Here is a 19305-nt window from a genome sequence, read left to right on the forward strand (position 1 = left end):
CCCCTCGGGACGAGCGAGTCGGGACCGCGCGGACCGCGATCAGAGGCCGACCCGTACCGTGACGGCGCCGCGTGGGAGCTTCAAGCGGCTCGTGTAGTACTGCTCCGCATCGGCGTCCCGGTGGTCCGCGCGGGCCGCGACCAGGCCGACGCGCCCGGCGGCGCGCACGTGTCCCTGCACGCGACCGACCCACACGGCGAAGCCCGCGACCGCGACGACCACGAGGTGCCCTGTGAGGCGGCTCGGGGTGGCGACGGCCCACCATCGCAGCGCACACTCGGCGACGGCGGCGTCGGGCATCGCGGAATGGATCCCGGCCCAGTGGTCGCCGGTCCACCGAGGTGGCCCCGCCCGGAGCACCAGCGCCGGCGGGAGGTCCGCGGCGCCCCGGGCGGGTCGGCGAGCCAGTGCCTCGACCGCTTGTCTTGTGACCAGGCGGCCGTTCCCTGTGGCGTACCCGGGTCCGACGAGACCTGCCCGGACGACCTGCTCTCCGTAGCGCACGTGAAGGTCGAGGGTCTGCGCCACGGTGCTCGCCCCGACGAGCTCCGTCGGCACGTCCCAGGGGTGCGACGAGGCGCCAGCAGGTTCGACGTCGCCAGCAACGGTAGGCATCATCCCCTGAGCATAGGAGGGCACCCAACCCATGGAACAAGATGCCAGTCATCGCAGGCAGAGCCCGGTTTCGCCGACTTCCCGGTGGCCGAGTTCGACGAACAGGGAGGCCTTCATCGTCGTACGTCGAATCGGTTCGCTTGACAGAGCGTGCGAATCGGGCGAGAGTCGTCATGCTGTTAGCGCTCACATCCAGTCGATCAATGAGGATTCGACCGTCGAGGAGGACGAGAACCGATGTCCGAACGCCGCGCCTGCATCTCCGCTGCGCGGCCCCACGTACGCCCGATCAGAAGGCTGCGGGCGACGACCGTCTGGCGACCGAGCCTGCTCGGCCGCACCACCACGAACGGAGCAGTTCTGTGATCAGCACCTCTCGCGGGCGTCCCGCGGCGTCCCGTACCGCCCTGGCCGTGCTCGGGGCCGGGGCACTTGCCTGCACAGGCGTCCTCGCTGCCTCACCCGCACAGGCCGCAGACGCCTCGCACACCCTCACCGTGCACGCCGACCAACCGTTTCGGTCGGTGACGCACGTCGCCAGCGGCAGCCTGTACGGTCTCGCTGACGCGACCGACCCGACGAACGCGCTCGCTTCCGCGATCAAGCCCAGCGAGTTCGTGCTCAAGCCGTCGGGCGGCACCCAGCAGGGCACCGGTGACATCCTCGTGACGGCGGCCAAGTCGAAGGCGCTCGGTGCCAAGGTCGTGGACCGGCTCTCCGACTACTACCCCGGCTGGCCCTACCAGTTCAGTTGGAGCACCTGGGACGACGTGGTCCGCAACGAGCTTGCCAAGGTCAACACCAAGACCGTCCCGAACCTCGCTGCCTACGCGCCGTGGAACGAGGCCGACAACACCTGGAACTCGGCGAACGGGTCCTTCGAGGACTTCTGGACCCATACGTACAACCTGATCCGATCGATCGACAAGACGACGCCGATCCAGGGCCCGAGCTTCTCGGACAACATCTCCGACATGGAGAACTTCCTGACCCACGCCAAGGCGACCAACACTGTGCCGGACATCCTGGCGTGGCACGAGCTCGAGAGCGACACCAAGATCCAGGGCGACATCGAGAAGGTCCAGGCCATCGAGTCGAAGCTCGGGATCTCGCCGCGTCCCATCGACATCGAGGAGTACGCGTCGCCGTCCGAGGTCGGCATCCCGGGTGACCTCGTGGGCTACATCGCGAAGTTCGAGCGCTACGGCATCCGCAACGCCGAGCTCGCCTTCTGGAACCAGTCGGGCACGCTCGGCGATCTCCTCACCTCCCGTGGCGGCTCGCCCAACGGCGCTTACTGGCTCTACACCTGGTACGCGCAGCAGTCCGGCAACGTGGTGACCACCACGCCGTACTCGAGCTCCAGCATCGACGGCGAGGCGTCGCTCTCGTCAGACGGCAAGGAGCTCTCGGTGATCTTCGGCGGCGGCTCCTCCGGGTCGAGCGCCGTCCAGATCAACGGCATCTCGTCCACCCTGGCGCCCGGAGGCAAGGTTCACGTCAAGCTTGAGCAGACCGTCAACACGGGCCGCACGAGCGCGTCGTCGGGCCCGTCGACCGTCTCCGAGGGCGACTACTCGGTCTCCGGCGGCTCGCTGAACATCCCCGTCAGCACCAACAACCTCAACGCCTACCGCGTGGTCCTGACGCCCGCCGGCTCGTCCTCGGACGGGAGCACGATCAACGCGGGGACGTACACGATCAAGAACGTGAACTCGGGCCTGGTCCTGGGCGTGCAGAACATGTCGACCTCGTGGGGCGCCTCGGTGATCCAGTGGAGCGACTCGGGCACGAGCGACCACCTGTGGAAGGTCGTGGCGGCCGGCAACGGCCAGTACAAGATCCAGAACGTCAACTCCGGCCTCGTGCTCGGCGTCCAGAATGCTTCGACCAGCGCGGGAGCCGCGATCGTGCAGTGGGGCGACTCCGGGACCAGCGACCACCTGTGGACCTTCGTGTCGGCGGGCAACGGCCAGTACAAGATCCGCAACGTCAACTCCGGCCTGGTCCTGGGCATCACGAACGCCTCGACCAGCACCGGCGCCACCGCGCTGCAGTGGAACGACTCCGGGACCAGCGACCACCTGTGGACCCTGACCAGCCACTGACCAGCCGGCCTGACGGGGGTCGCCCCCTCCCTCGTCAGGTCGGCTGACCGGCCACCACCGGTCACCACCACCGGGCCGCCGGGGACCGTTCGGGTCCCCGGTGGCCGCCGTGTCCGGAGCCTGGTCCGGTCAGCCGACCGTGGAGGCGCGGGCGACCAAGGTCGGCGTGAACACGACCTGCTCGTGGCGGTGCTCGGGGTTGTCGGACTCGTCGAGCACGAGCCGTGCGGAGGTTCGGCCCAGCTCCTCACGCGGTTGACGGACCGAGGTGAGCGGGACGGCCGCGGCGGCTGCGAACACGATGTCGTCGTATCCGACGATCGCGAGGTCGTCCGGAACCGTCCAGCCGTGGCTCATGGCCTGCTGGAGCAGCCCGAGGGCGACCAGATCGTTCGCACAGAAGACGGCGGTGGGACGACGCCCGCGGGGCATGCCGGCAAGCTGCTCTCCGACGGCTCGTCCGGCCTCGACGGTGGACGCGTCGCAGGCTACGGCCATGAGGTCGTCCAGCTCGAGCTGCGCGTCCCGCCAGGCCGTCCGAGCGCCCGTGAGCCGGTCTCGCACCTGCCCGATTGCCGCGGGGCCGCCGGCGAAAGCGATGCGTTGGTGGCCGAGGTCGACCAGGTGCTCGACGGCGAGACGGCCGCCGAGGACGTCGTCGACCGACACGGAGCAGAATCCGCCGGCGGCGCGTCGGCAGTCGATCAGCACGAGGGGCGTCCCGCGCCGGACGACGTCGTCGAGGCCGGGCGAGTCGGGGTCGACCGGCGTGACGAGGACGCCCTGCACCTGGTGCTGCTGCAGGTGGGTCAAGTGTGCCGCCTCGCGCGCTGGCCTGTGGTCGCTCGTGCAGAGGAAGAGCGACAGGCTCCTCGACTCGGCTACCTGCTCGATGCCCTCGGCGACGTCGGTGAAGAACGGGTTGCGGGCGTCGAGCATGACGTAGGCCAGCGTGCTGCTGTGGCCGGCACGCAGGGTGCGCGCCGACTCGTTGCGCACGAACCGGAGCGCCGCCATCGCCTGCTCGACGCGCGACCGGGTGGCGGCGCTCACGCGCTCGGGGCGGTTGAGGACGTTGGAGACGGTGCCGAGCGAGACGCCAGCCGCGGCCGCGACGTCCTTGACGGACGCACGACGGGACGGTTCCGGCAGTCCTGGCACGGTGGTTCTCCTCTCGTTGCTGAAACGCTCCATCGTGACTCTAGCGGGGAGCACCACCTCGCCGAGGTGTGGGACAGGGGTTGACAGCGGGGGACGGCACTCCTAGATTCACGGCCAATGAATCCTTTCAACGAGGAAGAGGATCGACCTGTGACGGATCTGTCGGCCATCTCGGACGCCCTCGCGGCGCAGGCCATCGAGCTCCCCTCCTGGGCGTTCGGGAACTCCGGGACCCGGTTCCGGGTGTTCGGGACGCCGGGCACCGCGCGCGACCCGTACGAGAAGGTGTCCGACGCGGCGCAGGTCCACCGGTTCACCGGGCTCGCGCCCACGGTCGCGCTCCACATCCCCTGGGACGAGGTCGACTCGTACGCCGACCTGGCCCGGCACGCGGAGGAGAACGGCGTCCGCCTCGGCACCGTCAACTCGAACACCTTCCAGGACGACGACTACAAGTTCGGCTCGCTCACGCACTCCGACCCGCGGATCCGGCGGAAGGCGATCGACCACCACCTGCGCTGTGTCGACGTCATGGACGCCACAGGCAGCCGAGACCTGAAGATCTGGCTGGCCGACGGCACGAACTACCCGGGACAGGACTCGATCCGCGCGCGCCAGGACCGGCTCGCCGAGTCCCTCGCGACCATCTACGCGCGCCTCGGCGAGGACCAGCGCCTCGTGCTCGAGTACAAGTTCTTCGAGCCGGCGTTCTACCACACCGACGTGCCGGACTGGGGGACCAGCTACGTCCAGACGGCGGCCCTCGGCGACCGCGCGATGGTCTGCCTGGACACCGGCCACCACGCGCCGGGCACGAACATCGAGTTCATCGTCGCGCAGCTCCTGCGGCTCGGGAAGCTCGGCTCGTTCGACTTCAACTCCCGCTTCTACGCCGACGACGACCTCATCGTCGGCGCGGCCGACCCGTTCCAGCTCTTCCGGATCCTGTTCGAGGTGATCCAGGGCGGCGGGTACGCGAACCCGGACGTCGCGTTCATGCTCGACCAGTGCCACAACCTCGAGGCGAAGATCCCGGGGCAGATCCGGTCGGTGCTCAACGTCCAGGAGGCGACCGCGAAGGCGCTCCTGGTCGACCTCGACGCCCTCCGCGCCGCCCAGGAGGCGCACGACGTCCTCGCCGCGAACGCCGTCTTCATGGACGCGTACAACACCGACGTGCGCGGCGCGCTCGCCGCGTGGCGCGAGGAGCGCGGGCTGCCCGGCGACCCCATGGCCGCGTACCTGGCGAGCGGCTACCAGGACACGATCGAGGCCGACCGTGTGGGCGGCACCGCGGCGAGCTGGGGCGCCTGACCCCGGACCCGTCCGCCCCACGACGACCGCACCACCAGAGAGGCACGAACCGTGACCAACCCGACCGTGACCGAGCTGCTCGAGCGCTCGCACCGCCTCGGCGCCGACCCCCGCAACACCAACTACGCGGGCGGCAACACGTCCGCCAAGGGCACCGAGCCCGACCCCGTGACCGGCGAGGACGTCGAGCTGCTGTGGGTCAAGGGCTCCGGCGGCGACCTCGGCACGCTGACCGAGCCGGGCCTGGCGGTGCTGCGCCTCGACCGGCTGCGCGCGCTCCCGGGCGTGTACCCGGGGGTCGAGCGCGAGGACGAGATGGTCGCCGCGTTCGACTACTGCCTGCACGGTCGCGGCGGCGCTGCGCCGTCGATCGACACCGCGATGCACGCGCTCGTCGACGCGGCGCACGTGGACCACCTGCACCCGGACTCGGGCATCGCGATCGCGACCGCCGCCGACGGCGAGGCGCTCACGGCCGAGATCTTCGACGGGAAGGTCGCGTGGGTGCCGTGGCGCCGGCCGGGGTTCCAGCTCGGGCTCGACATCGCCGCGATCAAGGCCGAGAGCCCCGAGGTGGTCGGGGCGATCCTCGGCGGGCACGGCATCACCGCGTGGGGCGACACCTCGGCCGAGGCCGAGGAGCGCTCGCTCTGGATCATCCGCACCGCCGCGGCGTACCTCGCCGAGCACGGTCGGCCCGAGCCGTTCGGGGCGGTCCGTCCCGGCTTCGAGCCCCTGCCCGACGACGTCCGCCGCGCCCGGGCGGCGGCGCTCGCCCCCCACCTGCGCGGCCTCGCGTCGTCGGACCGGCCGCAGGTCGGGCACTTCACCGACAGCCCGGAGGTGCTGGAGTTCCTGGCCTCCGAGCGGCTCGCCGAGCTCGCCGCGCTCGGCACGAGCTGCCCCGACCACTTCCTGCGCACCAAGGTCAAGCCGCTCGTCGTCGACCTGCCCTCGGCCTCGAGCGTCGAGGACGTCGTCGCCCGGCTCCCCGAGCTGCACGACGCGTACCGCGCCGACTACACCGCCTACTACGAGCGCGGCGCCGCCGCGGCCCGGGCGCGCGGGGAGGAGCCGCCCGCGATGCGCGGTGCCGACCCGGCGATCGTCCTCGTGCCGGGCGTCGGGATGTTCAGCTACGGCGCCGACAAGCAGACCGCGCGGGTCGCGGGGGAGTTCTACGTCAACGCGATCAACGTCATGCGCGGCGCCGAGTCGGTCTCCACGTACGCGCCCATCGACGAGGCGGAGAAGTTCCGGATCGAGTACTGGGCCCTCGAGGAGGCCAAGCTCGCGCGCCGTCCCCGGCCCAAGCCCCTGGCGACCCGGATCGCCCTGGTGACCGGGGCGGCGTCGGGCATCGGTAAGGCCACGGCCACCCGGCTCGCCGCCGAGGGTGCGTGCGTCGTGATCGCCGACCTCGACCTCGCGAAGGCGCAAGCCGCAGCACGCGAGATCGGGGGCGACAGGGACACGGACGTCGCGATCGGCGTCCAGGCGGACGTCACCGACGAGGACCAGGTCCAGGCCGCGGTCGACGCCGCGGTGCTCGCGTTCGGCGGCCTCGACCTCGTCGTCAACAACGCGGGACTGTCCATCTCCAAGCCGCTGCTCGAGACCACGACGAAGGACTGGGACCTCCAGCACGACGTCATGGCCAAGGGCTCGTTCCTCGTCTCGCGGGCCGCGGCGCGCGTCCTGATCGACCAGGGGCTCGGCGGCGACATCGTCTACGTCTCGTCCAAGAACTCCGTCTTCGCGGGGCCCAACAACATCGCGTACTCCGCGACCAAGGCCGACCAGGCGCACCAGGTCCGCCTGCTCGCCGCCGAGCTCGGCGAGCACGGCGTCAAGGTCAACGGGATCAACCCCGACGGCGTCGTGCGCGGGTCCGGGATCTTCGCGGGCGGGTGGGGCGCCAAGCGCGCCGCGGTGTACGGCGTGTCCGAGGACAAGCTCGGCGAGTTCTACGCGCAGCGGACCCTGCTCAAGCGCGAGGTGCTGCCCGAGCACGTCGCGAACGCGGTGTTCGTGCTCTGCACGTCCGACCTGGACCACACCACCGGCCTGCACGTGCCCGTCGACGCGGGCGTGGCCGCAGCGTTCCTGCGCTGAGCCGTGAGCACCGTGAGAAGCGCGCACCCGGGCGGGGCCGTCGCCGCGGTCGACCTGGGCGCCACGAGCGGTCGGGTCGTCGTCGGGACGTTCGAGCCTGCCGGCAGAGGCGCGGCGGCCGGTCGCGGCGCGCGCCTGAGCCTGAAGCACGTGGCCCGGTTCCCCAACGACCCGGTCCGCACCCCCGACGGCCTGCACTGGGACCTCCTCGGCCTCTACCGGGGGGTGCTCGCCGGGCTCGCGCAGGCCGAGCGGGAGCAGCCCGGCGAGCTCGTCAGCGTCGGCGTCGACTCGTGGGCCGTGGACTACGCGCTCCTGCGCGGGGGCGCCGTCCTCGGGATCCCCTACCACTACCGGGACGAGCGGACGGCGGCCGGGGTCGAGGCGGTGCACGCCGTCGTCGGGCCGTCCGACCTGTACGCGCGCAACGGCCTCCAGCACCTGCCGTTCAACACCGTCTTCCAGCTCGCGGTCGACCGGGCACGCGGGCTGCTCGACGCCACCGACCAGGTGCTGCTCGTCCCCGACCTGCTGACCTACTGGCTGACGGGCGAGGTCGGGGCCGAGCGCACCAACGCGTCCACGACCGGGCTGCTCGACGTCCGGACGGGGGAGTGGGACCGCGAGCTCGCCGCGCTCGTCGGCGTGCCCGCGCGGGTGCTGCCGCCGCTCGTCGAGCCCGGGTCCGGGCGCGGTGTGCTCTCGCGCGAGGTCGCGGACGTCGTCGGGCGGGCGCTGCCCGTGACGGCGGTCGGCTCGCACGACACCGCGTCCGCCGTCGTCGCCGTCCCCGCGACCGACCGCGACGTCGCGTACGTGTCCTGCGGGACCTGGGGACTCGTCGGGCTCGAGCTCGACGCCCCCGTGCTCACCGAGGACGCCCGCGTCGCCGGGTTCACCAACGAGGGCGGCGTCGACGGGCGCGTGCGGTTCCTCCACAACGTCATGGGCCTCTGGCTGCTGTCCGAGTCGATCCGGTCCTGGGACCGGGCCGCCACACCCGCCCAGCAGTCCAGCACGCTCCAGTCGCTCCTCGCCGCGGCCGCCGACGTCACCGGACCCGTGCCCGTCTTCGACGTCGACGACGCGCGGTTCCTCGCGCCCGGCGACCTCCCCGCCCGGATCGCGGGCTGGTTCGACGAACGCGGGCTGGCCGCGCCGTCGTCGCGCCCCGCCCTCGTCCGCAGCATCGTCGAGAGCCTCGCCCAGGCCTTCGCCGACGCCGTCGCCACCGCGGCCCGGCTCGCCGGCCGTCCCGTGCGGGCCGTCCACGTCATGGGCGGCGGCGCGCAGAACACGCTCCTGTGCCAGGCGCTCGCGGACCGGTCCGGGCTGCCCGTCCTCGCCGGGCCCGTCGAGGCGACCGCGATCGGCAACGTCCTCGTCCAGGCCCGGGCCCACGGGCTGGTGAGCGGTGACCTCGAGTCGCTGCGCGCCGTCGTCGTCGAGTCCTTCCCTCCCGTCCGCTACGAGACCCGATAGGTGGTCCACCCGTGGTCCAGCGTCAGCTGCCCCGTCCCGCCGAGCTCCGTGAGCTCGTCCGCTTCAAGCGTCCCGACCTCGACGCCCGACGGCGCCGGCTCGCCTCCGCGCTGACGATCGAGGACCTGCGCACCCTCGCCAAGCGTCGGACGCCACGCGCCGCGTTCGACTACACCGACGGTGCCGCGGAGGGCGAGCTCTCGCTCGGCCGTGCGCGCCAGGCGTTCCAGGACGTCGAGCTGCACCCGTCGATCCTGCGCGACGTGTCGACCGTGGACACGTTGCGGTCGGTGTTCGGCGGGCCGTCGGCGCTGCCGTTCGGGATCGCGCCCACCGGGTTCACGCGCCTCATGCAGACCGAGGGCGAGATCGCGGGCGCGGGGGCGGCGGGGGCCGCCGGGATCCCGTTCACGCTCTCGACGCTCGGCACCACGTCGATCGAGGACGTCAAGGCCGCCAACCCGCACGGCCGGAACTGGTTCCAGCTCTACGTCATGCGCGACCGCGAGGTCTCGTACGACCTCGTGCGCCGCGCCGCGGCGGCCGGGTTCGACACCCTGTTCTTCACGGTCGACACCCCCGTCGCGGGGGCCCGGCTGCGCGACAAGCGCAACGGCTTCTCCATCCCGCCGCAGCTCACCCTGCGGACCGTGCTCGACGCGGCCCCGCGCCCCTGGTGGTGGTTCGACCTCCTCACCACGCCCACGCTCGAGTTCGCGTCGCTCACCTCGACGGGCGGGACGGTCGGCGAGCTGCTCGACGCCGCCATGGACCCGTCGATCTCGTTCGACGACCTCGCGATCATCCGGGACCTGTGGCCGAACAAGATCGTCGTCAAGGGCGTGCAGAACGTCGAGGACTCCCGCCGGCTCGCCGACCTCGGCGTCGACGGGATCGTGCTGTCCAACCACGGCGGCCGCCAGCTCGACCGCGCGCCCGTGCCGTTCCACCTGCTCCCGCACGTCGTGCGCGAGGTCGGGTCGGACCTCGAGGTCGCGATCGACACCGGCATCATGAACGGCGCCGACGTCGTCGCGTCCGTCGCGCTCGGCGCGCGGTTCACGCTGATCGGGCGCGCGTACCTGTACGGGCTCATGGCGGGCGGGCGCGCGGGCGTCGACCGGACGATCGAGATCCTGAGCGACCAGGTCGTGCGGACCATGAAGCTCCTCCAGGTCGCGAGCCTCGACGAGCTGACGCCCGCGCACGTCACGCAGCTCGCGCGGCTCGTGCCGGTGCGCTCCGACCTCGCGGCGGTCCCCGTCTGACCCCCTTTCGCCGACGGTGACGCCGCGTCCCCCTACGCTGGGGCCATGCCGGGCGACGCGGGGTCAGGGCCGAAGCAGGGGCGGCGCGGGCGCCGTCCGGCGGGGGAGGACACCCGCGGGCTGATCCTCGATGCCGCGCGTGCCGAGTTCGCCGAGCGTGGGTTCGACGCGACGAGCATGCGGGGCGTCGCGCGCCGCGCCGGCGTGGACCCGGCGCTGGTCCGGCACTACTTCGACTCCAAGGCGGACCTGCTCGCGGCCGGGCTCGTGCCGGGCGGCGTCGATCCGCGCGTCGTCGTAGGTGCGGTCGCGGCGGGGCCGCGCGACGCCGTCGGCGAGCAGCTGGTTCGCCTCGTCCTGAGCGTGTGGGACACCCCCGACGGTCGGGCTCGGCTGCGGGCCGTGCTGTCGGGGGCGCTGTCGGCGGACCCCGCCGCGGCGGTGTTCGTCGACTACCTGCGGCGGACGGTCTTCGGGAGCCTCGCGGCCGGGCTCGAGGCGCCCGACGCGGACCTCCGGGTCGGCCTGGTCGCCTCGCAGGTGGTCGGGCTGCTCGTCACCCGCCTCGTGATCGGCCTGGAGCCGCTCGCGTCGCTGCCCGCGGACGGCGTCGTCGCGCTCGTCGGGCCCACGCTCCAGCACTACCTCACGGGAGACCTTGCCGTCGTCGCGCCGGAGGAGCAGAATTCCCCACATGGGGAATGAAGAGCTGGCTACTGCCGTCGACGTCGCCGGGCTCACGGTCCGGCGTGGTCCGCACACCGTCCTCGACGGCCTCGACCTCCGGATCCCGGCGGGCCGGGTCGTCGGGCTCCTCGGGCCCAGCGGCGCCGGCAAGACGACGCTCCTCCGGGCGATCGTCGGCGTCCAGCAGGTGCACGGCGGCCGTGTCACGGTGCTCGGCCGGCCCGCGGGCGCCCCCGAGCTGCGGCGCCGGGTCGGCTACGTGACCCAGGCGCCGAGCATCTACACGGACCTCACCGTGACCGAGAACCTCCGCTACTTCGCGACCGTGCTGCGAGCGCCGTCCGACGACGTCGACCGCGTGCTCGACCAGGTCGACCTCGGCCGGTACGCGCGCACCCGGGCGGGCGACCTGTCGGGCGGGGAGCGGTCGCGCGTCTCGCTCGCGGCGGCCCTCCTGGGCGCGCCGGAGCTGCTCGTGCTCGACGAGCCGACCGTCGGCCTCGACCCGGTGCTCCGTCGCGACCTGTGGGACCTGTTCGGGCGGCTGCGCGACGACGGCACCAGCCTCCTCGTGTCGAGCCACGTGATGGACGAGGCGAGCCGCTGCGACCGGCTCCTCCTGATGCGCGACGGCGCGCTCGTCGCGGACGCGACCGAGGCCGAGCTGCTCGCGCGGACCGGGGCGGACGACGTCGAGCACGCGTTCCTCGCGCTCGTCGAGGAGGGCGTGCGATGACCCCGGCCCTCACCGCGGCGACCGCGCGGCGCGTCCTCGCCCAGCTCCGCCACGACCCGCGGACCATCGCCCTGATCGTCCTGCTCCCGTGCGTGCTCCTCGGGCTGATCGCGTGGATGTTCCACGGCACACCCGTGCTCGACCAGTTCGGGCCGATCCTCGTCGCGCTGTTCCCGCTCATCGTGATGTTCCTGGTCACGAGCGTCGCCACGTTGCGCGAGCGCACCTCGGGGACGCTCGAGCGGCTCATGGCGTCACCGCTCGGCAAGGGCGACTTCGTGGGCGGGTACGCGCTCGCCTTCGGGGTGGTCGCCGTCGTGCAGGCGCTCGTCGTGACCGGCTTCGCGGTGTGGGTGTGCGGCATGGACGTGCACGGCTCGCTCGGGGCGGTCGTCCTCGTCGCCGTGCTCGATGCCGTCCTCGGCTGCACGCTCGGGCTCGCGGCCTCGGCGGTCGCACGCACCGAGTTCCAGGCCGTGCAGATGATGCCGCTGATCGTCTTCCCGCAGCTCGTCGTGTGCGGGCTGCTCATGCCGCGCGACGAGATGCCGACGGTCCTCGAGTGGATCTCGCGCGCGTTCCCGCTCACCTACGGCGTCGACGCGATGCAGCACCTCGCCGCGGGGAGCTCGCTCGGCGACGTCGCCGGCGACGTCGCGGTGATCGTCGCGTTCCTGGCGGGCGCCGTCGTCGTCGGCGGGCTCACGCTGCGCCGTCGGACTCCCTGAGCGGCGCGCTCAGGGCCGGGCGCCGAACCGCTCGAGCAGCTCCGCGGGACCGGACACGATGAGCAGGTCGGTGGGGGAGATGCGGGTCTCCGGGGTCGCGTACTGGAACTCGACCCCGGGCGACTTCACACCGATGATCGTCACGCCGTACTTGGACCGGACCTTCGACTGCTCGAGCGTGAACCCGTGCGTCTCCTTCGGGGGGCGCATCTTCACGATCGTGAAGCCGTCCTCGACCTCGATGTAGTCGAGCAGCTTCCCGGAGACGAGGTGCGCGACCCGGTTCCCGGCGTCGGCCTCGGGGAAGACGACGTGGTGCGCGCCGATGCGCTGCAGGATGCGGCCGTGCTCCGCGGAGATGGCCTTGGCCCAGATCTGCGGGGTCCCGAGGTCGACGAGGTTGCCCGTGATGAGGACGGACGCCTCGAGCGCCGTCCCCACGGCCACGATCGCGACCGAGAAGTCGCGTGCCCCGATCTGCTCGAGCGCCTCGGGGTTGGACGCGTCCGCCTCGACGAGCGCGAGCCGGCCCGACCACTGCGACACGAGGTCCGGGTTCTTCTCGGCGACGAGGACGTCCTGGCCGAGCCTGTCGAGCGAGGTCGCGATGGACTGCCCGAAGCGGCCGAGACCGACCACGAGAACGCCGGCCGCACGCTCCTCGGCACGGGGCCGCAGCTCGCGGACGCGCGGGTCCAGGTTCTTCGCGGTGGTGCTGTCAGCCAATGATCGGCCTCTCCTCGGGCATCCGGATGACGCGGCGGCGGCTGCGGAGCGCGAGCGCCGCGCCCAGGGTCATCGTCCCGGTGCGGCCGACGAACATCAACACGACCAGCACGTACTTGCCGCTGTCGGGCAGCAGCGGTGTGACCCCGGTGGACAGGCCGCACGTCGCGAACGCGGAGATCACCTCGTAGAGGACGACGTCGAGCCGCCACCCGGTGATCTCCAGCAGCAGCAGGCTCGACACGAGCACGGCGGTCGCGCCGACGAACGTCACCGCGATCGCGAGGCGGATCGTCTCGGCCGGGACCCGGCGCCGGAAGACCTCGATGTCGCGGTCGCCACGGGCCTCCGCGATGATCGCCAGGAGCATCACGGCGAGCGTCGTGACCTTGATGCCGCCCGCGGTCGAGGCGCTGCCGCCGCCCACGAACATGAGGGCGTCGGTGATGAGCCAGCTCGTCTCGTGCATGTTCCCGATGTCCACGGTCGAGAACCCCGCCGACCGCGGCATCACGCCCTGGAAGAGCGAGGCCAGGATCTTGTCGGGGACCGACAGGGGCCCGAACGTCCCGGGGTTCGTCCACTCGAGGGCGAGGAACAGCACGGCGGCGACCGCGACGAGGATGCCGCCGGTCACGAGCGTGAGCTTCGCGTGCAGCGAGAGGCGGGACAGCCGACGGCGGTTCCGCATGATGTTGAGGATCACGGGGAAGCCGAGCGAGCCGATGAACACGCCGATCATGATCGGCAGGCAGAGCGCCCAGTCGCCCACGTGCCCGTCGAGGCCCTCGACGGTCGGCACGAAGCCCGCGTTGTTGAAGGCGGAGACCCCGTAGAACACGGCGTGCCAGGCAGCGTCGCCCACGGACTCGCGGAGCGCGAGGAAGCGGGGGAAGAGGAGCAGCGCGACCAGCAGCTCGAGCGACGTCGACGTGATGACGACGACGCGGATGAGCGAGCCGACCTCGCCGAGGCGGGTGGTCTTGACCTCGGTCGCCGCGAGCATGCGCTGCGTGAGCCCGAGGTGCCGGGAGACGGCGAGCCCGAGGATCGACGCGAGGGTCATGACGCCCAGGCCGCCGACCTTGATCGCGACCAGGATGACGACCTGACCGAAGCCCGACCAGAACGAGCCCGTCGGGACCACCGTGAGGCCGGTGACGCACACGGCGGACGTCGCGGTGAAGAGCGCGTCGACGATGGACGCCCCCTTGCCCGACCGGGTCGCCCACGGGGTCAGCAGCAGGAGGGTGAAGATGACGACCACCCCGGCGAACGACGACACCGCGAGCCGCGCGGGAGAGCGTCGGGCGAGGCGGTCGACGAGACCGCGGGCGGTCACGAGCTGGCTGCTGAAGGTCTCAGCCACGTCGCTCCCCCCTCCGCACGCCCTCACGACCTGGCTTTTCGCCGCGTCCGCCCCGGCAGACTAGCGTGATCCCCGTGCCGGTTCCCTTCGACGCGCGCGACACCGCGGCCCCCGATCTCGTCGGCGACGCTGCCGCCGCGCCCTCCGCCGACGAGCGCGCGGACCGGTCGCTCGTCGTCTGGAGCCCCGAGCTGCTCGGCTACGACTTCGGTCCCGGGCATCCGATGGCACCGTCGCGCCTGCACCTCACGATGAGTCTCGTCCGGTCGCTCGGGCTGCTCGACGCGCCGGGGGTGGAGCTCGTGGACCCGGACCCGGCGAGCGACTCCGAGCTCGAGCTCGTGCACGACGAGCGGTACGTCGCGGCCGTCCGCTCCGCGTCGGAGAAGGGCACCACGGACCCGCTGCGCGGCCTCGGCACCGAGGACGACCCGGTCTTCCCGGGCATGCACGACGCCGCCGCGCGGATCTTCCACGGCTCCTACGCCGCGGCGGGCGCCGTGTGGGCGGGCGAGGTCGAGCACGCCGTGAACATCGCGGGCGGCATGCACCACGCGCGACGCGACGCGGCGTCGGGCTTCTGCATCTACAACGACGCGGCCGCTGCGGTCCGCCGCCTGCTCGACGACGGCGCCACCCGGGTCGCGTACGTGGACGTCGACGCGCACCACGGGGACGGCGTCGAGAGCGTGTTCTGGAACGACCCGCGGGTCCTCACCGTCTCGGTGCACCAGAGCGGCCACTCGCTCTTCCCGGGCACGGGCTTCCCGACGGACACGGGCGGGCCGCGGGCCGAGGGGTCGGCCGTCAACGTGGCCCTGCCGCGGCACACCGACGGCGCGGGCTTCCTGCGCGCGTTCGACGCCGTCGTCCCCGCGGCCCTGCGGGCGTTCGCGCCCGAGGCGATCGTCAGCCAGCACGGCTGTGACTCGCACGCACAGGACCCGCTGACCGACCTGCACGTCGGGGTCGACGCCCAGCGGATCGCCGTCGAGCGGGTGCACGCGCTCGCGCACGAGCTGTCGGAGGGGCGGTGGGTCGCCCTCGGGGGTGGCGGGTACGCCGTCATCGACGTGGTGCCGCGGGCCTGGGCGAACGTCGTCGCGGAGGTCGTGCACCGCCCGCTCGACCCCGACACCCCGCTCCCTGCGGCCTGGCGCCGCGAGGTCGCGGAGGGCGCCGGCGAGGACCCGCCGCGCCGCATGGGGGACCACCCGGTGACGTTCCGTCCCTGGTCGCAGGGGTACGACCCGGCCGACGACCTCGACCGCTCGGTCCTCGCGACCCGCCGCGAGGTCTTCCCTCTCCTCGGCCTCGACCCCTACCTCGACTGACCCGGTTTCTGCGGGGTGCGGTGGGCGCGGTAGGCTGGCCCACGGACTTCGTCTCGTCTCGTCCCACCGTCTTCGACCGCCGTCGTCAGCTCGTCAGCTCGCCGTCATGTCGTAGCCCAGGGGGACACGGTGGACGAGGCGGCGAACAGACAACCTTCGATCATTGCGAGGACCTATGGGCTCCGTCATCAAGAAGCGCCGCAAGCGCATGGCGAAGAAGAAGCACCGCAAGCTGCTTCGCAAGACGCGCCACCAGCGTCGCAACAAGAAGTGACGCCCCGCCCGGCCCGCCGGGCGTGAGCGAGAAGGGCTCGACCGCGTGCGGTCGGGCCCTTTCGTGCGTCCGGACTCCCCCGAAGCAGGCAGCCTGGCGGGGTACTTCGCGGGGGAGGGGTGGGGTCAGCGGCGGGCGGCGCGGCGCAGCAGCGACGTCGCGGCCCAGCCGGCGGCGACCCAGCCGCCTGCCTTGACGCCCGTCCGGGCGGCGCGGCGGGTCGGCGGCCGGAACTCGCGCACGTCCCACCCGTTCGCCCGGGCCAGACGGCGCAGCCGTGGTTCGGCGTTCACCGCGCACGGGTGCCCGACGGCGGCGAGCAGGTCGACGTCGTTCAGCGAGTCGCCGTACGCGTAGGACCGCTCGAGGTCGATCCCGGTCCGGGCAGCGAGGTCGCGGGCTGCCCGCGCCTTGGCGGCGCCGTGCATGACCTCGCCGTCGAGCCGGCCGGTGTAGACGCCGTCGGCGTCGTGCTCGGGGACGGTCGCCAGCGCCCCGGTCGCGCCGAGCCGGCGTGCGATCAGCCCGCCCACCTCGACGGGCGCCGCGGTGACGAGCCAGACCTGGTGCCCCGCAGCCAGGTGAGCCTCGAGGAGCGCCTTGGTGCCGGGGAAGATGCGGAGGGCCAGGACGTCGTCGTACACCTGCTCGCCGATGCTGCAGACCTCGTGGACCGAGTGACCCGCGACGAGGCAGAGCGCCTTGGAGCGGACCTTGTCGAGGTGGTGGGCGTTCTCGCCGTAGACGGCGTAGCGCGCCTGGTGCACCGCGAACCGGGCGATGTCGCGGGCCCGGAAGAAGCCGTGCGCGTGGAGCGCGCGAGCCAGGTGGAACGTGCTCGCGCCGCGCACGAGCGTGTTGTCGACGTCGAAGAACGCGGCCACGGTGGCGCGCTGCGTGCTCCGGTCGTCAGACATGCGGCAAGCCTAGGCGCGGCGGCTGGGCGTTCCAGACGAGGCGGCCGAGGTCCTGCAGCTCCTGCACACCTCCTGCACGGGCCACCTACGCTGGGCTCGTGACCTCTCCCGAACCCCGTCCCGTGCCCGCCGGCGACCCGCGCGTCGTCCTGTACGTGCGCGAGGCGTGCCACCTGTGCGAGGACGCACGCGCCGTCGTCGGACAGGCGTGCGCGGAGGCGGGGGAGCGGTTCGTCGAGCGGGACGTGGACGCGGACCCGGCGCTGCGCGCGGAGTACGGCGAGCTCGTGCCCGTCGTGACGGTCGACGGCGTCCGGCAGGGGTACTGGCGGCTCGACGGCGACCGGGTGCGCCGGGCGCTCGCGCGCTGAACGACGAAGCGGGCCGTCAGAGCTGGTGAGCCTGGAGGCTCACCAGCTTCTGACAGCCCGCTCGTGGAAGGGCGAGGAGGTCAGTCCTTCTTGACGATCGCCGAGAGGTCGAGCTCGATCTTGACCTTGTCGGAGACGAGGACGCCGCCGGCCTCGAGGGCCGCGTTCCACGTGATGTCGAACTCCTTGCGGGAGATCTCGGTCTTCGCCTCGAACGCGGCGCGCTCGTTGCCGAACGCGTCGACGGCCGCACCGGTGAACTCGGTCTCGAGCTCGACGGACTTGGTCACGCCGTTGATCGTGAGGTCGCCGGTCACGACGAACTCGTCGGACGAGCCGGAGACGGAGGTCGAGGTGAAGGTCCAGGTCGGGAACTTCTCGACGGTGAAGAAGTCGGCGCTCTGGAGGTGGCCGTCGCGGTTCGCGTCGCCGGTCGTGACGGTGCGCGCGTCGAGCTCGGCGGTGACGGTCGAGGCCTCGATGCTGTCACCGATGGCGATCGTGCCGCTCGTGATCGCGACGGTGCCGCGGACCTTGGAGATGCCGGCGTGCCGGACGGTGAACGCGGCGGACGAGTGGGAGGGGTCGATCTCGTAGGTGCCGGGGACGACGCCGGTGGGCAGAGCGGTGGCGGTCATGGGTTCTCCTCAGGGCGTGGCTCGGGGCCGCTGGATTGGTTGAACATACAACTGAACCGGTCGCGAGCTGTCGGCATTCCCCCATGATCTGTGGTGTGCATCACACCGGACCGGGGGCGTCACGACGCCGTCGGCACCGCGCATTAGGACATCGCCGCACGTCATGGACACAATGCGACCGTGAACACCCCGACCGACCACCGCTGGCTCGACACTGCGCAGCAGGTCGCCTGGCGCGACTTCCTCGAGGGCGTCGGCCGGTTCCAGGAGGTCCTCGTGCGCGAGCACGACCGCCGGCTCGCCCTGTCCGTGCCCGAGTACGACGTGCTCGTCCAGCTCTCCGAGCAGCCCGACCGGTCGCTGCGCATGTCGCGTCTCGCCGAGCGCCTCGCGTACTCCCGCTCCCGGGTCACGCACACCGTCTCGCGCATGGAGCGCGCGGGCCTCGTCCGGCGCGTCGCCGCCGCCGAGGACAAGCGCGGCGTCCACTGCTCCATGACCGACGCCGGCTGGCACGCCCTGGTCGCGTCCGCGCCCACGCACGTCGACATCGTCCGGACCTACCTCGTGGACGTGCTGACCCGTGACGAGCTCCTCTCGCTCGGTGCCGCGATGGCGCGCGTGCGCGACGCCTGCGCCTCGGCCCTGGCCTGATCGCCGCGCCCCCCACGGGCGGTCCCCCCAGGCGCCTCTGCGACAATCGGGGGCGTGCCTCCTGCTGACGCCGCTCCGGACTCCGCCCTCGTCACCGTCGTCCACCTCGTCCGCCACGGCGAGGTGCACAACCCCGACGGCGTCCTCTACGGCCGCATCCCCGGCTACCGGCTGTCCGAGCGCGGGCGGGCGATGGCGCAGCGGATCGCCGAGCACTTCGCCGACGGCGGCCACGACGTCACCCACGTCGTCGCGAGCCCGCTGCAGCGCGCGCAGGAGACCGCGACGCCGCTCGCCGAGGCCCTCGGCGTCGAGCTCGGCAGCGACGAGCGCCTGATCGAGTCGGCCAACCACTTCGAGGGCCTCACGTTCGGCGTCGGCGACGGCTCGCTGCGCCACCCGCGGCACTGGAAGTACCTGTGGAACCCGTTCCGTCCGTCGTGGGGCGAGCCGTACCGCGAGCAGGCCGCGCGCGTGCGCGCCGCCGTCGACAGCGCCCGAGAGGCGGCGCGCGGGCACGAGGCGGTGCTCGTGAGCCACCAGCTGCCGGTCTGGGTGACGCGGCTGTCCGCGGAGCACCGCCACCTGTGGCACGACCCGCGCAAGCGTCAGTGCTCGCTCGCGTCCGTCACCTCCCTGACCTTCGAGGGGGACCGGCTCGTCGGGATCGAGTACGCCGAGCCCGCCGCGGACCTCCTGCCGGGCGCCTCCGCGGTCCCAGGAGCGTGACGGTGGTCACGAACCGCACGCCGAGCGCGCCGAGAAGGCCGGTTTCCCAGGGCACGCCCAGGCTCCGGCGGCACGGTGG

Annotated in this window: 19 protein-coding genes; 13 read left to right on the forward strand and 6 right to left on the reverse strand. The window is 72.4% G+C overall.

The features are described from left to right. Positions 1 to 39: 39 nt before the first annotated feature. Positions 40 to 558, reverse strand: coding sequence for a hypothetical protein (locus KDY119_RS03335; RefSeq protein WP_036953482.1), 519 nt, complete (start codon positions 556 to 558; stop codon positions 40 to 42). Positions 559 to 1139: 581 nt separating this feature from the next. Here KDY119_RS03335 and KDY119_RS03340 point away from each other — a divergent pair. After that, positions 1140 to 2723 carry an RICIN domain-containing protein gene (locus KDY119_RS03340; RefSeq protein WP_227994505.1) on the forward strand — a complete coding sequence of 528 codons (1584 nt, stop codon included), beginning with the start codon at positions 1140 to 1142 and terminating at the stop codon, positions 2721 to 2723. A gap of 129 nt (positions 2724 to 2852) precedes the next feature. Here the strand turns inward: KDY119_RS03340 and KDY119_RS03345 are convergent, their stop codons facing one another. Beyond that, a complete protein-coding gene (locus KDY119_RS03345) occupies positions 2853 to 3884 on the reverse strand; it encodes a LacI family DNA-binding transcriptional regulator (protein ID WP_036953480.1) in 1032 nt (343 codons plus the stop codon). Positions 3885 to 4034: 150 nt separating this feature from the next. Here KDY119_RS03345 and rhaI point away from each other — a divergent pair, with 150 nt between their 5' ends. Genes rhaI through KDY119_RS03380 form a run of 7 tightly spaced genes read left to right on the forward strand, consistent with a single transcriptional unit; the run spans position 4035 to position 12214 of the window. Then, positions 4035 to 5198 (forward strand): L-rhamnose isomerase, encoded by a 1164-nt coding sequence (rhaI, locus tag KDY119_RS03350; RefSeq protein ID WP_036953479.1) that lies wholly within the window; start codon positions 4035 to 4037, stop codon positions 5196 to 5198. Between the two features lie 51 nt (positions 5199 to 5249). Further along, positions 5250 to 7313, forward strand: a complete 2064-nt coding sequence (locus tag KDY119_RS03355) for a bifunctional aldolase/short-chain dehydrogenase (RefSeq protein ID WP_153021931.1) — start codon at positions 5250 to 5252, stop codon at positions 7311 to 7313. Positions 7314 to 7325: 12 nt separating this feature from the next. Next, positions 7326 to 8795 carry a rhamnulokinase gene (locus KDY119_RS03360; protein ID WP_227994604.1) on the forward strand — a complete coding sequence of 490 codons (1470 nt, stop codon included), beginning with the start codon at positions 7326 to 7328 and terminating at the stop codon, positions 8793 to 8795. Between the two features lie 11 nt (positions 8796 to 8806). Further along, a complete protein-coding gene (locus tag KDY119_RS03365) occupies positions 8807 to 10063 on the forward strand; it encodes an alpha-hydroxy acid oxidase (protein ID WP_036953470.1) in 1257 nt (418 codons plus the stop codon). A 45-nt stretch (positions 10064 to 10108) separates the two neighbouring features. Beyond that, on the forward strand, positions 10109 to 10768 hold the full coding sequence (locus tag KDY119_RS03370; RefSeq protein ID WP_153021932.1) for a TetR/AcrR family transcriptional regulator: 660 nt from the start codon (positions 10109 to 10111) through the stop codon (positions 10766 to 10768). Beyond that, positions 10758 to 11486 (forward strand): ABC transporter ATP-binding protein, encoded by a 729-nt coding sequence (locus tag KDY119_RS03375; RefSeq protein ID WP_036953466.1) that lies wholly within the window; start codon positions 10758 to 10760, stop codon positions 11484 to 11486. The genes KDY119_RS03370 and KDY119_RS03375 overlap by 11 nt, the downstream gene beginning before the upstream one ends. After that, the gene (locus KDY119_RS03380) at positions 11483 to 12214 is read left to right on the forward strand and encodes an ABC transporter permease (RefSeq protein WP_036953464.1); all 732 of its coding nucleotides are present in this window, start codon (positions 11483 to 11485) and stop codon (positions 12212 to 12214) included. Before KDY119_RS03375 ends, KDY119_RS03380 begins: the two co-directional genes overlap by 4 nt. Positions 12215 to 12223: 9 nt before the next feature. Here the strand turns inward: KDY119_RS03380 and KDY119_RS03385 are convergent, their stop codons facing one another. Both KDY119_RS03385 and KDY119_RS03390 read right to left on the reverse strand, forming a co-directional pair. Then, positions 12224 to 12913: a potassium channel family protein gene (locus KDY119_RS03385; RefSeq protein ID WP_051136854.1), complete on the reverse strand. Its 690-nt coding sequence runs from the start codon at positions 12911 to 12913 to the stop codon at positions 12224 to 12226. Positions 12914 to 12932: 19 nt separating this feature from the next. Then, positions 12933 to 14309, reverse strand: coding sequence for a TrkH family potassium uptake protein (locus KDY119_RS03390; RefSeq protein ID WP_083891042.1), 1377 nt, complete (start codon positions 14307 to 14309; stop codon positions 12933 to 12935). A gap of 191 nt (positions 14310 to 14500) precedes the next feature. Between KDY119_RS03390 and KDY119_RS03395 the strand changes: the two genes are divergently transcribed. Further along, a complete protein-coding gene (locus KDY119_RS03395) occupies positions 14501 to 15643 on the forward strand; it encodes an acetoin utilization protein AcuC (RefSeq protein WP_036953977.1) in 1143 nt (380 codons plus the stop codon). A gap of 175 nt (positions 15644 to 15818) precedes the next feature. After that, positions 15819 to 15917 (forward strand): 30S ribosomal protein bS22, encoded by a 99-nt coding sequence (locus KDY119_RS03400; RefSeq protein ID WP_003792170.1) that lies wholly within the window; start codon positions 15819 to 15821, stop codon positions 15915 to 15917. Positions 15918 to 16042: 125 nt separating this feature from the next. Here KDY119_RS03400 and KDY119_RS03405 read toward each other — a convergent pair whose 3' ends face one another. Next, a complete protein-coding gene (locus tag KDY119_RS03405; RefSeq protein WP_153021933.1) occupies positions 16043 to 16834 on the reverse strand; it encodes an HAD family hydrolase in 792 nt (263 codons plus the stop codon). Positions 16835 to 16932: 98 nt separating this feature from the next. Between KDY119_RS03405 and KDY119_RS03410 the strand changes: the two genes are divergently transcribed. After that, positions 16933 to 17205: a glutaredoxin family protein gene (locus KDY119_RS03410; protein ID WP_227994506.1), complete on the forward strand. Its 273-nt coding sequence runs from the start codon at positions 16933 to 16935 to the stop codon at positions 17203 to 17205. 80 nt (positions 17206 to 17285) lie between these two features. On the opposite strand, the gene KDY119_RS03415 is transcribed toward KDY119_RS03410, so the two are convergent. Next, entirely contained in the window at positions 17286 to 17843 is a 558-nt protein-coding gene (locus KDY119_RS03415; protein WP_036953460.1) for a YceI family protein, read from the reverse strand. Between the two features lie 180 nt (positions 17844 to 18023). Between KDY119_RS03415 and KDY119_RS03420 the strand changes: the two genes are divergently transcribed. Both KDY119_RS03420 and KDY119_RS03425 read left to right on the forward strand, forming a co-directional pair. Next, positions 18024 to 18497, forward strand: a complete 474-nt coding sequence (locus KDY119_RS03420; protein ID WP_036953458.1) for a MarR family winged helix-turn-helix transcriptional regulator — start codon at positions 18024 to 18026, stop codon at positions 18495 to 18497. A gap of 54 nt (positions 18498 to 18551) precedes the next feature. Then, entirely contained in the window at positions 18552 to 19226 is a 675-nt protein-coding gene (locus KDY119_RS03425; RefSeq protein WP_036953456.1) for a histidine phosphatase family protein, read from the forward strand. The last annotated feature ends 79 nt before the right edge of the window (positions 19227 to 19305 follow it).

Source organism: Luteimicrobium xylanilyticum, assembly GCF_009429125.1.
Taxonomy (GTDB): domain Bacteria; phylum Actinomycetota; class Actinomycetes; order Actinomycetales; family Cellulomonadaceae; genus Luteimicrobium; species Luteimicrobium xylanilyticum.

Excerpts from the sequence above, each read along its gene's own strand:
- KDY119_RS03405 (WP_153021933.1), bottom strand. The coding sequence starts at position 16,834 with ATGTCTGACGACCGGAGCACGCAGCGCGCCACCGTGGCCGCGTTCTTC.
- KDY119_RS03400 (WP_003792170.1), top strand. The coding sequence starts at position 15,819 with ATGGGCTCCGTCATCAAGAAGCGCCGCAAGCGCATGGCGAAGAAGAAG.
- KDY119_RS03370 (WP_153021932.1), top strand. The coding sequence starts at position 10,109 with ATGCCGGGCGACGCGGGGTCAGGGCCGAAGCAGGGGCGGCGCGGGCGC.
- KDY119_RS03380 (WP_036953464.1), top strand. The coding sequence starts at position 11,483 with ATGACCCCGGCCCTCACCGCGGCGACCGCGCGGCGCGTCCTCGCCCAG.
- KDY119_RS03375 (WP_036953466.1), top strand. The coding sequence starts at position 10,758 with ATGGGGAATGAAGAGCTGGCTACTGCCGTCGACGTCGCCGGGCTCACG.
- KDY119_RS03415 (WP_036953460.1), bottom strand. The coding sequence starts at position 17,843 with ATGACCGCCACCGCTCTGCCCACCGGCGTCGTCCCCGGCACCTACGAG.